This is a genomic window from Sphingobacterium lumbrici, from assembly GCF_006476045.1.
GTDB classification, from domain to species: Bacteria; Bacteroidota; Bacteroidia; order Sphingobacteriales; family Sphingobacteriaceae; genus Sphingobacterium; species Sphingobacterium lumbrici.
Map to the genome: position 1 here is coordinate 136,496 of NZ_SRZY01000011.1, position 15,007 is coordinate 151,502.

The following is a 15,007-nucleotide window of genomic DNA, read 5'->3' on the forward strand; positions in this document are numbered from 1 at the left end:
CCTTGATAAGTCAAGCGCCCTGTTGTATTATTATTTGTAAAAATTAAAGTAGTTTCTCGCATTTTTATAGCAGATATCTTCCACTAGCTTTCCGATCCATTCCATATCGTTTGGCAATTCGCCATTCACGACATCTTCGGCAAAAAGATTACAAACTAATCGTCTAAAATATTCATGCCGAGGAAAGGAAAGAAAGCTTCTAGAGTCAGTGAGCATACCCACAAGCCGGCTTAATAAACCCATATTTGATAAGGTATTCATTTGTTTGATCATTCCGTCTTTTTGATCTAGAAACCACCAGGCCGATCCAAATTGAACTTTACCAGCGACAGATCCATCGTTAAAGTTTCCGATCATTGTAGCGATCAATTCATTGTCTGCCGGATTGAGATTATAAATAATAGTTTTCGTAAGTTTATCCTGTGTATCCAATCTGTTTAAGAATTTGGATAATGCTCTTGCCTGGCTAAAATCTCCAATCGAATCAAAACCAGTATCCGGACCTAATTTGGTCAACAGTCTGGTATTGTTATTGCGAAGTGCACCCAGATGATATTGTTGCACCCATCCTTTTTCGTGATCCCATTCTGCGAAATAGATTAACATAGCAGACTTGAACTTCAGGTTTTCCGAATAACTGATTTCCTGATTAGCACGGATTTTGTTGAAGATAGAAGCGATTTCGTCTTTCGTATAATCTTCGGCATAGATTTGTTCTAATCCATGATCAGATACCGAACAACCATTGGCAGCAAAGAAATCATGACGTTGCTTGAGGGCGGCCAAATATTCATCTAGTGAGCTTATTGAGGAGTTGGTAACTTGTTCCAATTTGGAGATATAGGTATTAAAATCTGCTATATTATCCGAGTTCATCGCTTTATCCGGTCGAAATGCAGGCAACATTTTTAGCATAGAATTTTCCTTAGCAAATTGCTGGTGATATTCGAGTGAGTCAATCGGATCATCTGTTGTACAGACTACTTCTACGTTCATCTTTTGCAATAGTCCACGTACGGCATATTCGGGTGTACGAAGTTTAGCCGAAGTTTCATCGTAGATTTCTTTAGCCGTATCTCCGTTTAAGAGGGTGTTAATCCCAAAATAACGTTGCAATTCCAAATGTGTCCAGTGATATAGGGGGTTGCGCATAGTATACGGTACGGTTTCAGCCCATTTTCGGAACTTTTCAAAATCAGAGGCATCGCCGGTGATGTATCGTTCATCTACCCCATTTGCCCGCATTGCCCGCCATTTATAATGATCACCATATAACCACACCTGTGTCAGATTTTCAAAATTGATATTATTCGCAATCTGATCAGGGATCAAATGGTTGTGGTAATCTATAATAGGTTGATTTTTGGCATAGTTGTGATATAATTCTTCCGCTACTTTGCTTTGTAATAAGAAGTTATCATCTAAAAAATTTTTCATGTCAAATAGGTTTTATAATTATAAACTCACCCCTCTTTTCCAAGGAATGTAATAATACTGCTTTTGGAGTGATCTCACCATTCGCTGTTTTTTGCAATACGCTAAGATACCCTCTCTCCTTGCTTCAAATCCCGAAGAACAGCCAATACGTTATCCTTAGGATGTACGCGTAATACTCGTGATTTCATCTTAAAGTATGGTTTTATTTTCTTTTTTAATGGCATTAACTCAACGAAATAGTCGGGCAACCCGCGCAGCAGTGCACCTGTTCCGAATGGTACTATTTTTTCCGGAAGATGAAGAACCTGTTCAGGTGGTTTTTCGACTGTAGCGTTTGTTATTGAAACTAGATGTTTATGATTTAAATACATAGAGACTTTTATATTGGATAGACAAGTCTAACCAATTTTATTAGAAAAGCGAAGGGATTTTTACGCAAACGATGTCGAAGAAAGTGTGTTATGTATAGAGAAGGTAAATTTGATGTTATGGTTTGATTTAGCTATTTTTATCCAAATAGCTTCATCACCGTTAAAAGAAAAATTAAATAGATGAAAAAATTAATCAATATAATATGTGCCGTGCTGTTCGTTCAAGGAGTTAATGCCCAGCAGAAGTCTCTGGATAAAATATGGGAATCAAAGGATCAATTGCCCGTTCCGGAATCTGTGCTGTTTGTTTCCGAAAGCAAAGAGTTATATGTATCTCTAATTGATGGTGAAGGAGCAGGAAAGGATGGCAAAGGGGGTATTGCTATCTTAAACCTTGACGGCTCGCTGAAGCAAGCCGATTGGATTACCGGACTGAATGCCCCCAAAGGTCTGGCCTTAAATCGTGATCTTTTGTATATCGCAGATATTAGTACCGTTGTGGTAGTGGATGTTATCAGCGGAAATATAGTAAACGAAATCGAGATAGCGGAGTCGACATTCTTAAATGATATAACTGTTGATGATAACGGTGTTGTATATGTTTCGGATACGAGGCAAAATAAGATATTTCAGATAAAGGGATCTAGATATACATTATATATGGAGAATGTCCCATCTGTAAATGGGTTGAAGTTTGTAAATAGTAATTTATATGCCTTGGCGGGGCCGGAGCTGTGGAAGATCGATGCCAATAAAAATAAGACCATAATTGCAACAGGATTTGAAAAAGGGGGCGATGGGTTGGAACCTGTAGGAAACGGCGACTTTCTAGTTACATGTTGGCCGGGAATTATTTATTATGTGCGGGCAGACGGATCTTTTGAGAAAGTACTCGATGTACAAGGCAGTATGAATACAGCAGATCTGGGATACAATCCAAAAGAGCAAACCCTGTATATTCCCACCTTCAATAGCAATAGCGTAATCGCATATAAACTCAAATAGCGATTCTAACATAAAAAGGAGCACTATTAAAAAATAATGCTCCTTTTTATGTTTACTTTTGTTTCATCAATTAACAGTCTATGCAGATCGATCAACTTTATGATATTTATAAAGCGTTTCCCAAAGTCACTACAGATACGCGTAATATAGCGGCAGATAGTATTTTCTTTGCTTTAAAAGGGGCTAACTTTAATGGTAATGAATTTGCCGATCAGGCATTAGCTGCGGGGGCAAAATATGTCGTGATAGATGAGCCTCAATATGGTAAAGGCGATCATTATATCGTCGTGGAGGATGTGCTCACTACATTGCAAAATCTCGCAAAATATCACCGATCACACTTAAACATTCCCATTATAGGTGTCACCGGAACAAATGGTAAGACGACAACGAAGGAGCTATTATATGCAGTGCTTTCCCAGAAGTATAAAACCTACTCTACTCAGGGCAATCTAAATAATCATATCGGGGTACCTTTGACCCTTCTTTCCATAGACAATAGTTACGAAGTCGCTATTGTGGAGATGGGGGCAAATCATATAGGAGAGATTGCGTTGTTAAGTAATATAGCAAGGCCTACACATGGTCTTATTACCAATGTAGGAAAGGCTCATTTGGAGGGGTTTGGCTCATTTGAAGGTGTTAAACAGGCGAAAGGAGAGTTATATGATTTTCTTCAGGAAAATGACGGTGTTCTTTTTTTGCAAAGCGACAATATCGAACTGCTAGAAATGGCAAACGCGAGAACCTTTAATAGACTTGTGCGATATGGTTTTTCCGATCAAAATGATGTAATCGGGAAGTTGTTACATGCTAATCCGTATCTTTCCTTTAGCTGGAAGATGAAGGATACTACCCCCATTTATGAGGTGTCTACCAGCCTCACAGGGGCGTATAATATCGAAAACTTCTTGGCCGCTATTGCAGTCGGATTACATTTTAAAGTGGCTCCTATTCCAATCAATAGGGGAATTGAAGAATATGTTCCCCAGAATAATCGTTCGCAGATTACAAAAACAGCAAAAAATACCATTATTGCGGATTTTTATAATGCGAATGCAAGCAGTATGTTAGCGGCTTTGGATAACATGAGGGTGTTGGATGCAGATCGGAAAGTGGTGATTTTGGGCGATATGTTTGAAATGGGTGAGGATGCCTATTCCGAACATAAAAAAATTATCGCGATGGCAAAGTCCTTACATTTAGATCGGTTAATCTTTGTAGGAGAAGAATTTTATGCACAGAAAGAATCCGGAGGCGAATACTATCGAACCACGGAGGAGGCTAAATCAGCAATTTCAACGATTTCGTATAGTTTTATCTTACTAAAGGCATCCCGGGGGATGGCATTTGAAAAGCTATTGGAACGACTTTAAGTATTTTTTTTTTCTGTAGGGTTGACTGTCGGCAATGATAAATTGAACTTAACAGACAGTATGCGAATCAGAAATACCAGTGCTGCACTTAAGAAGGCATTCGTGCCATTATCCACATGAAAGTTGTTTAAGACAACGAATAACATGGCCCCCGATAAACATGCTGTGGCATAAATCTCTTTCCGTAATATCAATGGGGTTACATTCATTAATACGTCACGTATTACCCCGCCCATGGCTGCAGAAAACATACCCAGCATGATTGCAGCAATATCGCTGCTACCATAAGATAATGATTTTTGAACACCTACCACGGTAAAGAATCCGATGCCGATCGCATCGAATAGGGATAGGGTACGCGCCCATTTGTCCAATTGCTTATTGGCGATAATTGAAATAAATACGCCTATGAATATAGCGATTAAGTAATTCCCATCTTCCACCCAAACCGGTCTAATATTTAGAAAGATATCACGCAACGATCCGCCGCCGATAGCTGTTACGAATCCGGTAAAAGTAGCTCCGAAAATATCAATGTTATTACGATTGGCTGCCATAGCTCCTGAGATGGCAAAAACCATTGTACCTAAAAGATCGCTATAATATATAAAATCCATTTGTTAACGACGTATGCTTAAACACAATAATACGTAAAAAACCTTCAATTAGATTTACTACAGAGGGACAGTTTTATTTTTTCTTCGTCTCCTCTAGTAATTTTTTCAGCTTTTCCACTATTTCAGGTTTTTTTTCTGCAAGGTTGTGCTGCTCCCCGATATCTTCTTTAAGATTATACAGTTGCGGCTCTGTGTCATTCCCCAACTCTATACTCACTAATTTGGCATATTTGACACCATTGTTTGGAGCTATGTATTTCCATTCACCTTCTGTTATCGTTAGTGCGATGTTATTTGAGTTCTTAATCAATGACGTTCTACCTGTGGATGATTTGCCGATTAGCGCGTTCCAGATATTTTTGCTATCAAGTTTATTTTCAACAGGAATTTCCTGTCGAAGCATGTCGGCAAATGAGGCAAGAAGATCAACCTGGCAAACCATAGCATTTGATGTTCCTGGCTTGATGGACATTGGCCAGCTGACAATAAATGGCACACGTGTTCCTCCCTCAAAAAGACTGTATTTACCGCCACGAAGAGTTCCGGCTGGCGTATGTCCGTTATTAAGCACCACGGCGCCATCTTGATAGCCATCATCCAGTACGGGGCCATTGTCGCTCGAAAATACAATCAGCGTTTTTTCGGCTAGGTTTAGTGATTCCAATTGATCCAATATTTGACCTACAGTCCAGTCCAATTGCATAATAGCATCTCCACGATATCCTAGATCACTTTTACCCTTAAAGATGGTGGCGGGCATTCTTGGCACATGAGGTTCGGTAAGTGCGAAGTAGAGAAAAAAAGGATTGTCTCTGTTTTGATGGATGAAGTTTTGAGATACACTTAGAAATGAGCTTGTAATTTCTTCGTCTACCCAGCGTGCTTTGGTTCCACCGCTCATGTAGCCGATGCGGCCTATGCCGTTTACAATGGTTTGATTGTGCCCATGATTGGGTGAAGCTTTCATTTTTAATAACTCCGGATTGGACAGGCCTGTGGGGTCATTACCAACGGGTTCTTTGTAGTTGACTGTGATGGGATCTTCTTTTTCCAGCCCAATGACACGATGGTTTTCCAGAAATACCGTAGGAACCCGATCGGCCGTGGCCGGAAAAATAAACGAATAATCAAACCCAACTTCATTAGGCCCGGGTTTAATCTCATTATTCCAATCCTTCTCAACTTGATCACCTAAGCCCAGGTGCCATTTACCAACTATTGCGGTTTGATAACCAGCTTGTTTAAATATTTTAGGCAATGTAATCTTATCCGTTGGCACGATCAGGGCGGCATCTCCAGGTAGTACACCTGTACCTGTTTTGCGCCAAGGATACAATCCCGTCATTAGCGCATAGCGGGAAGGTGTACAAGTCGACGAAGTTGCATGGGCGTTATTAAAGACGATGCCTTGTCGTGCCAATCGATCCAGATTTGGTGTTTGAATTTTAGTAGCACCATAGATGCCTAAATCGCCATATCCGAGATCATCGGCATATATAACAATGACATTTGGTCTTTCTTGCGCGCGTAGGCCTATCGATATCAAAACAAGACAGATTATTAAATAATATTGCTTCTTCATAATAACTTTTTAATCAACTTTTAATTCTAAATAGGGGGTGTTCTGATGTAGTATGCTGTTTGTCCATCAGATCTTCCATTTTTTTAACCTGATCCGGAAAATCATTGGCAAGATCTTTCGTTTCACCAATGTCTTTGTTCAAATCGTAAAGTTCGGTGCGTAGAATCTCTTTATCTTTGTAAAACCGTATCGCCTTCCAGTTACCCATACGTAAAGCTTGTTTAAACCCTCCTTCATTGAATTCCCAATAAAGTGTTTCATGCTCCTGTTGTTTCTTTTCACCAGTCAGATCGGCAGCAAATGATATTCCGTCGATATCAGCAGGAGCATTGCCCCCGGCGAGTGCTGTAAATGTGGGTACGATATCCCAGAACGCGCCAATATGATTGCTCGTTGTTCCGGCAGTTATTTCCTTCGGCCAACGGGCGATGAAAGGAATCCTGATTCCACCTTCGTATAGGTCACGTTTGATACCCCGTAACGGTCCACTACTGCGAAAGATATCTGTTGCATCCGCTAATGTACGTCCACCTTCCTGATGGGTACCATTATCGCTGGTAAAGATCACAAGTGTATTCTCAGCGATGCCTAATTCATCTAATTTGTTCAGAATCCAGCCCGTATAGTCGTCGAGGCTAGTTACCATCGCCGCGTAGGCTGCTTTTGGAAAAGACTGCGGACCATAATGTAATCCACTTGGTTGCGCTTTTTCCGGCAGGAAGATACTGTTTCCATTCACATCCAGATACTGATCCAGATAACGTTGTTGTACCGTTAGTTCAGCATGTGGCAGTGTAAAAGAAACATATAGAAAAAAAGGATTATCGCGGTTGGCATCCATAAAATTTAACGCCTGCCGGGCAAACCACTCATTGACATAGCCCTCTTTTTCCAGGGGTACTTTTGTGCTGCTCCCATTCAAGTATGTCCACACGGAATCCTTGCGTTGAAAATGTCCTTCAACATGGTGCAGAAAACCACTAAAAAAATCCCAACCTTTTTTTTCAGGAGCGCCGTCGGTACCCGCTAGTCCTAAGCCCCACTTGCCTACCATGCCAGTAGTATAGCCCGATTGTTTTAACAGTTCCGGTAGGATGACATCCTCTTTTCTCAACGCAACTTCACCGTTGCCTCTGATGTAGTTGTTGCCGGTATGTTTTCCGGTCATCAAGCTGGCTCTGGAGGGAGCACAGACGGTGCTGCCGGCATAAAATTGGGTGTATCGCCTTCCCTGGATTGCCAGTTCATCCAATACAGGAGTTTTTATTTTGATTTGACCAAATGATCCAATATCGCCATATCCGAGATCATCTGCCAGAATAAAGATAATATTGGGAGGCTGCTGCTGTGCTACGGAAATGAAGAAAGGAGTCAATAGGAATAAAGTCAGCAGCGATCGTCTCATAATCTTAGTGTATGTATTTGAACCTAAAGATATAAAACAAAAGAAAATCTTCACCAGCGGATTTGTAAACAAACGTTTGTTTAATTTCCACTTCATTCATTTATCTCAGTTATAAGCTGATTTTTGGGACAAATAAATACGTAATCGGTTTATACTGATTTATAACCGAGCCCCATTTTTTAAGGATAAAGTTGTCAGGTTATGATGTAGCAATGGCGGCAAATAAAAAAGGCGTTATCAAATTTGACAACACCTTTTTTCTGAATTCGGTCTCTTATTATTAATAATTTACATGATAGTCCTTCTTGAAAGGTTTACCGGACCAGGCCTTTTTTGAGGTCCATTCTGCAGGCGGGTTTGTCCAGAAGGGATCGTCTGCAGGTAAACCAAGAGGTAAAAAACCCAATGTCGCCATATACAAGCTACCCGTAGATGTATAACCATCAGCAATATGAGGTTGAGCACCACAGAATCCTAAGACCAACCAACCATTACTGTCGAAATTGTCTTGCTGGTCATACATACGGTGCATTACGGCAGAGAGTGCACACCGTACTTGAGCGGGGTCTATATATTCAGGCAGCTTATGCATAAGAGCTACCTGTCCCAAAGCCTGGAAGGCTGCGGTACGGTAGGTAATAGAACGGCCGAATGGGGGGTATGTCCCATCAGGAGCTATAAATCGTTCCAAAAATTCGGAATACCGTACCATACGTTTTACCGCAAGATCATAGTCTTCTTGTTTTACTTTTTTAGATTTTACCAGTACATCGAAAAAATCGACCAACATCGGGTGTATCACGTATGAGTTATAGTAATCAATGCTCATGCTCGGGCCATCACTATACCAGCCATCGCCCTGATACCATTCCAATATCTTTCTTTTTGCAAACTCAATACGTGCCGGATCGGGGCGTTCGCCTATGATTGATAGAAAAGCCTCGTTGATACCGGCAAAGAGGAGCCAGTTGTTATATGCACCGGTACGTGTCCGAAGGGCTTTAAATTCTTCCCGGATACGTTGTTTCGTAATATCATCCAAGGGATCCCAAAGCGCTTTTGGTGCGCGCAAAAATGCCTGTGCCATGTAAGCGGCATCAACTATGGGCTGACTTTCGGTTCTAAAATTGAGATAGTCGGGATGATTAGGATCTACAGCATTGCGAATGCCTATGAGTAGCGCTTCACGGAGTTTTTGACGTAGCGTAGACTCTTCGCTTCCATCATCCGGTAAAGCCAACCAAGGTGCTACACCTGCCATAGTGCGTCCTACAGCTTCCAGATAGGTTACTTTTTTGAAAAAATCAGGTTTACTACCTGGAGGTACCTCTACAGGCATATTTTGTTTTAAGGTGCCGTTTGCTAAGTTCAAAATAACAGGTGATGCTATCTTGTACAATAGGTTAGACCAATAATTACGATCCTGGGCGCCTGTTGGCACTACTTCTTTAGTAGCCACCGAAGCGTTCTTTTTTTGCGCTTGCGTGTTGCCTATATACATAAGTAGCAATAGACAGATGACAGTTAGCCTTTTTAGATTCATCATGGGTTATTTCTTTTTTATTTCAAAATATCTTTTTGTTCCGGGAGCTATATTTGCCTTGAAAGTATATTGCAAATTTCGTTCGCTTTCTTTTACAGTACAAGGAATAGTTTCGCCGGTTAATAAATCACGGATTACAACGTTTGAAGATAGACCTTTGTTTTTACGTTGTTCTATTACGACTTCCTTGTTTACGGTTTCAGAAGCAGGGTTATAAACTATACTGATGCTGTTGTTAGTTTCATGTTTAGCAACCATTTCCAGTACCTCAGCTCCAAAAAGTAAAAAAGCACCCACGCCAAAGACATCTGTACCATCGTATGTTACCTTGTCTGGAGCAGCTCCCTGAGGTTGTACATAGCCTAGTTTGCCATCGGCATGTACCGATGTGCGCATGGCCTCCCATGCTTTGGCTATCACCTTATGATAAGACTGATACGGAAGAATTCCCTCATTGATACCCCAGGCAAGGGCATAGCCGATAAAGCCTGTTCCGCTTGTTTCTTTAATGGGATAGCTTTCAGGGTCGAGTAGACTAGCATGCCAGCTACCATCCTTTTGTTGTATCGAGGCTATTTTTGCAGACATGTCGATAAATAGACTTTTGAGTTTAGCGTATTCGGGATGATTCTCCGGTGTAGTGGATAACAGTCTTGCCAGACCCGCCAATACCCAGCCATTACCCCGGCTCCAAAATACCTTAGTTCCGTTTAGCTCTCGTTTATCAAAGTAACGACTGTCCCGGTAGTAGAGTTGTTCCTCTTTATCATAAAGGTAGGCCGTAGACTTCCACCAAAGCTGTATAGATTTGTTTAGGTATTTAGGATCATTTAATGCTTCTGAAAGATAACCTAGTCCCGGAGGGCCCATAAACAGGGCATCACACCAAGCCCACTCCCGCAAATAAATTCTATTCTGCCATTCCAACGATTCAGTATGCGGGATATCCACCAGGGTATCCGCAAGGGATTTGAAATCCTGAATATATTTTGGGTCTTTGAAAATTTCATATAGTTGGGTGTATAGTTGTCCAACACAATAATCATCGGCAAAATGTCTATATTTTCCGATCTGCCACTTGTTGGTTTCTCCAACTTGTTTTAGCTTATCGTAATAAACGGGGGTATTAGCGTGTTGTGCCCAAGCAAACATTCCGGTGTACATGGCGGCACTTGTCCAATCCTTAGGATGGTTTTTCCAACCCTCGGTTTCTAGACTGTTCCATTGCCAATCTGCCACTTTTTTCATAATGGAGTAGGTAGAATCCATACGGATTTGCTGAGCCCATCCAGAAGAGATAGCTACGCATAATAATAGAGTCGCAAATAAAAGAGATTTCTTATACATAATTGATAAATTTATACCTTTGAACTAGTTTAAATCTTTTGATTGCCGTAAAATTGAGAATAAAGATTGAATTTTTAGGGCGACAATTTTATCAATAAAGGAGGAAATTCATTTTTTGAACCTTCTTTTATTAGGTTTGGACGCTATTTTTATATCCAATTTCAATTATATGGATAACATGAAAAGGGCGAAAGCAGCGCTGTTGTTAGTTATGATGATTGTTGTCCCGTTGTTTTGTTGTATCGGGCAACTCAGGCATTTTCATTCCATGAATGTGAAGGATGGTCTATCGCAAAGTGGTGTATTGGATATTGTACAGGATGACTATGGGTTTATGTGGTTCGCAACCCGTCACGGTTTGAATCGCTACGATGGACTTCGGTTCAAAATTTATAATCACGATAAAAAAAATCAGGGTAGCCTTGTAGACGATTACGTCAATGCGGTCTGCAAAGATAGTAGGGGGCGGCTCTGGGTAGCAACGTCCAAAGGGTTGGATTTGTACGACACGAAGCAAGATTGCTTTGTACATTTAGTATTTGAAGATTCATTACATGCAGGCGTCAAGCGAAATGTGCTACGCTTGTTAGAAGATCATAAAGGCAATCTTTGGATAGGTACTGATCAGGGGCTTTATATGCTGAAAAATGCAGATCCAGTTCAGCAAGCTGCCCATGTGCAGTCTATCGTAGACTCGGCTGAAGGTATCGGAAATGACATCTGGGTGCTTTATGAGGATACAAAACAACATCTTTGGGTCAGCTCGGATAAAGGTCTTACAAAAATGATTTCCACCGGACAGCAACTCAAACCGGTGCGCATTACAGCACTTGAGGGACATAAGCATAGTACCATACGTTCTATCGTTGAGGATGATTTTGGTAATATCTGGTTTGGTACAGAATCAGATGGTTTATATCGGCTTAATGTCATGAGCAATAGCGTAGCTAATTTTCGAAATAATACAGGGCAAGCGAATACATTAGTGCATAATTCCGTCCGCAAGATCTTGAAATGTAATAATGGGCAGTTGGCTATCGGTACCCAAGGAGGACTCAGTATACTAGATGTGAGCACCCTGTCTTTTTCTAATTCCGTCCACCTTCCTCAAGTAAAATACAGTCTAAGTCAGAATTCTATTTATTCCCTATATGAAGATGAGCAAGGCTCATTATGGGTGGGGACTTACTTTGGCGGGATCAACGTTTCTTATGCCGGATTTACTCCTTTTCATGACCTGTTTACAGAGAATCCGGCCGTAACCGAAAGACATCAAGTGATGCGGGCTATAACCAGCGATAGGAAAGGCAATATATGGATCGGTTCTGAGGGAGGGGGCGTAAGCAAATGGAATCCGAAGGACAATAGAATATCCCACTATAATATCAGCGCAAAGAAGCAAGAGTTAACCGGTAATCTAGTGAAGACAATATATATTGACAGGACGGGAAATATATGGATTGGAACAAGTGGAGGGGGATTAAAACTGTTGGAGGGAGAGACATCCGAACCACGGTTTTACAATCTCGGGTTGGATAGCTATAAGATAAAACGATCGGCTATATTATCTATCTACGAAGACAGAAGTGGACTTTTTTGGATCGGTGGACTAGGATACAACCGTATTTATAAAAAGCAAGGCGTGGATCTTATTGATGTGACCCCAAAGCATATCAGAGAAGCGTTTGATACAGAAACCATTCTGTCGATCTACGAAGGCAAAGAGGGCAATTTATGGCTGTTAACTGAACATAAGGTGTATCTATTTGATTTTCGGAATAATAGTCTTGAAAAAGTATTGGAGGATCAGTCGGACTTCACGAGTATAGTACAGGATCATGTAGGTGTGTTGTGGATAGGTAAGTACTATGGAGGTTTGATAGGATATGACCCGGTACAAAAGAAAGTGCGTTATCGGTTTGATCAAGAAACCGGGTTGACCAATAACAATGTGGTTGGACTTATTGAGGATAGCAGCGGAAAGCTTTGGATCGCGACACAGTCTGGATTGAACCAGTTGAATAGCGATCGGGAGAGGCTCCGTAGTTTTACGGGATTGGACGGTGTACAGAGCGAAGAGTTCAACTATAATGCTATCCATATAGTCGATGATCGCCTATATCTGGGTAGCCTGAATGGGTTGGCTTACTTTAATCTGGATGAGCTAGCCGAAAATTCAAGCCCTGCAAAGATTGTGTTTTCGGGACTACGCTTGTTCAACGGTGTACTTGAGCAACCCGACATCAAGAGCAAATTGCTGAAGCGAAATATAGTAGATAGACCAACGTTAACCTTCACGGCTCAACAGAATATTTTTACGATTGAATTTTCCCTTTTGAGTTATATCAAATCCGTTAAGAATCGTTATGCCTACAAGTTAGATGGTGTTGGTGATCAATGGACCTTTGTCGAAAATGGTGAAGCCACATTTACCAATCTGCCTGCGGGCGAATATACACTCCTGGTAAGGGGACAAAATAATGACGGAATATGGAGTTCAGTAAACTCGATCGATTTTAAAGTCCTTCCCCCTTTATGGAAAACCTGGTGGGCCTATTTATTTTATATAGTTGCAATAGGTACATTAGTTTTTATGGCAGTTCGCTATATGTATCTACAGGCATTACAGCAGAAAGAACAGCAGCTACATCAGTTCAAGATGAACTTTTTTTCAAATATCTCGCACGAGATACGTTCGCATCTTACCTTGATTATGGCACCTATCGAAAATGCGCTCTTCCTTTCAAGCGGTACCAAAGTTGTGGAGTCCAATCTTCAACAGGCCAAAGATAGTGTTACAAGATTGCTACGATTGGTCAATGAACTGATGGATTTTAGAAAAGCAGAATCGCAAAGTTTAGCATTGAAGAAGATAAATGTAGATATAGAAATATTTTTGGAAGAAATTGTTCGTCCATTTGAACAACTTGCCAAAGACCGCAATATTGTTTTTAATTATACCCATAGCATAAGCAGCATCGTAGTCGGATTAGATCCATTTCAATTTGAAAAGGTTCTGTTCAACTTATTGAGTAATGCATTGAAGTATACTTCTGAAAAAGGAATTATCGATTTTACCGCTGCAATAAAGGATAATCTGTTGACGTTAACGGTTCAAAACACCGGAAAAGGAATTCGTCCGGAGCATTTTGACAAGATCTTTGAAAATTACTTTCAGATTGAAAAGAAAGACCAGGAAACAGGATATGGGATTGGACTGGCGCTAAGTCGGCATATTGTACTGTTGCATGGTGGCAAGATATGGGTAGAGAGTCAAGCCGGCATAACAAGGTTTATCATCACCCTACCCTACTCGAAGGTAAGTAAAGAAGATGACACCCTTAAGGTTCCAACGCACCTATCCGACGGTATAGCGGTTGTTGATAAAAAGATAGAATACGCGGTAGATTTAGAGCATGCTACGCCCAAAGTGTTGCTTATTGAGGATAATCCCGAATTGCTGCATTTGGTGGTTGATCTACTAAGAGATAGGTATGAAGTGATAACGGCTGCAGATGGCGAAGAGGGGCTTGAACAGGCGCGAACAGTATTGCCTGAGCTCGTCATCAGTGATGTCATGATGCCTCGAAGAAATGGAATTGAGCTGTGTGAAGCATTAAAAAATGATCCATTAACCAGTCACATACCAGTGATACTACTCACGGCAATGACGGGCGAGAACGATCAGATAACAGGCTTGAATAGTCGGGCGGATGCTTATCTGACTAAACCCTATAATCGGGAGATCCTCTTATTGCATATACGTAACCTGTTGGAATCACGTTATCAGATACAACAGAAGTATCGGCAGGAATTTGTGATCGGTCCCCGCAATATTGTGATCAACACGATCGATGAAGAATTCCTTTCCAGATTTATTAGCGTAATAGAGACGGGGTTAGATGTGGGACAATTTGATGTCGAACATCTTGTTGACAAGATGGCTATGAGTCAGTCGGTACTTTATAAAAAGGTCAGGGCGTTGACGGGGATGACCATTAATGATTTTTCAAAGAGTATCCGATTGAAGAGGGCGGCAGCCTTATTGGAACAACGGGTTTATGCCGTGTCAGAGGTATCCATTATGGTTGGTTTTATGGATAGCAAGTACTTTGCCAAGGAGTTTAAGAAGTATTTTGGCATGTCACCATCGCAGTATATGTTGCGAGAGCAGGATGATAAATAGCGGAGACAGAGGATTTTCACCCTATATTCACAGATATTTCGCCCCTATATTTCGTACGGAATCACCAAATTTGAAACAGCAGTCTATAAGCAAGATATAACCGTTTTTTGCGAGTTGCTGTTTTAAACCTAGAAGTGT

At 41.0% G+C, this 15,007-nt stretch carries 10 protein-coding genes; 3 read left to right on the forward strand and 7 right to left on the reverse strand.

Going from position 1 to position 15,007, the window contains the following annotated elements; genetic code table 11:
- Window positions 1–30 precede the first annotated feature (30 nt).
- Both uxaC and E4F24_RS02635 read right to left on the reverse strand, forming a co-directional pair.
- The gene (gene uxaC, locus E4F24_RS02630) at window positions 31–1,437 is read right to left on the reverse strand and encodes a glucuronate isomerase (RefSeq protein WP_140937043.1); all 1,407 of its coding nucleotides are present in this window, start codon (window positions 1,435–1,437) and stop codon (window positions 31–33) included.
- A 101-nt stretch (window positions 1,438–1,538) separates the two neighbouring features.
- Window positions 1,539–1,808, reverse strand: coding sequence for a hypothetical protein (locus E4F24_RS02635; protein ID WP_140937044.1), 270 nt, complete (start codon window positions 1,806–1,808; stop codon window positions 1,539–1,541).
- A gap of 180 nt (window positions 1,809–1,988) precedes the next feature.
- Here E4F24_RS02635 and E4F24_RS02640 point away from each other — a divergent pair, with 180 nt between their 5' ends.
- Entirely contained in the window at window positions 1,989–2,813 is an 825-nt protein-coding gene (locus tag E4F24_RS02640; RefSeq protein WP_140937045.1) for an SMP-30/gluconolactonase/LRE family protein, read from the forward strand.
- An 80-nt stretch (window positions 2,814–2,893) separates the two neighbouring features.
- Complete coding sequence (locus tag E4F24_RS02645; RefSeq protein WP_140937046.1) at window positions 2,894–4,189, forward strand: UDP-N-acetylmuramoyl-tripeptide--D-alanyl-D-alanine ligase; 1,296 nt, start codon at window positions 2,894–2,896, stop codon at window positions 4,187–4,189.
- Here the strand turns inward: E4F24_RS02645 and E4F24_RS02650 are convergent.
- The 5 genes from E4F24_RS02650 to E4F24_RS02670 form a co-directional block, all read right to left on the reverse strand.
- Complete coding sequence (locus E4F24_RS02650; protein WP_140937047.1) at window positions 4,186–4,806, reverse strand: trimeric intracellular cation channel family protein; 621 nt, start codon at window positions 4,804–4,806, stop codon at window positions 4,186–4,188. The two genes, E4F24_RS02645 and E4F24_RS02650, sit on opposite strands and share 4 nt — an antisense overlap.
- A 73-nt stretch (window positions 4,807–4,879) precedes the next feature.
- Window positions 4,880–6,388: a sulfatase family protein gene (locus E4F24_RS02655; RefSeq protein WP_140937048.1), complete on the reverse strand. Its 1,509-nt coding sequence runs from the start codon at window positions 6,386–6,388 to the stop codon at window positions 4,880–4,882.
- Between the two features lie 13 nt (window positions 6,389–6,401).
- Entirely contained in the window at window positions 6,402–7,793 is a 1,392-nt protein-coding gene (locus tag E4F24_RS02660) for an arylsulfatase (protein ID WP_140937049.1), read from the reverse strand.
- Window positions 7,794–8,073: 280 nt separating this feature from the next.
- Entirely contained in the window at window positions 8,074–9,339 is a 1,266-nt protein-coding gene (locus E4F24_RS02665) for a DUF2264 domain-containing protein (protein WP_235891140.1), read from the reverse strand.
- A 3-nt stretch (window positions 9,340–9,342) separates the two neighbouring features.
- On the reverse strand, window positions 9,343–10,683 hold the full coding sequence (locus tag E4F24_RS02670; RefSeq protein WP_140937050.1) for a glycoside hydrolase family 88/105 protein: 1,341 nt from the start codon (window positions 10,681–10,683) through the stop codon (window positions 9,343–9,345).
- 169 nt (window positions 10,684–10,852) lie between these two features.
- Here E4F24_RS02670 and E4F24_RS02675 point away from each other — a divergent pair, with 169 nt between their 5' ends.
- The gene (locus tag E4F24_RS02675; RefSeq protein WP_140937051.1) at window positions 10,853–14,869 is read left to right on the forward strand and encodes a hybrid sensor histidine kinase/response regulator transcription factor; all 4,017 of its coding nucleotides are present in this window, start codon (window positions 10,853–10,855) and stop codon (window positions 14,867–14,869) included.
- The last annotated feature ends 138 nt before the right edge of the window (window positions 14,870–15,007 follow it).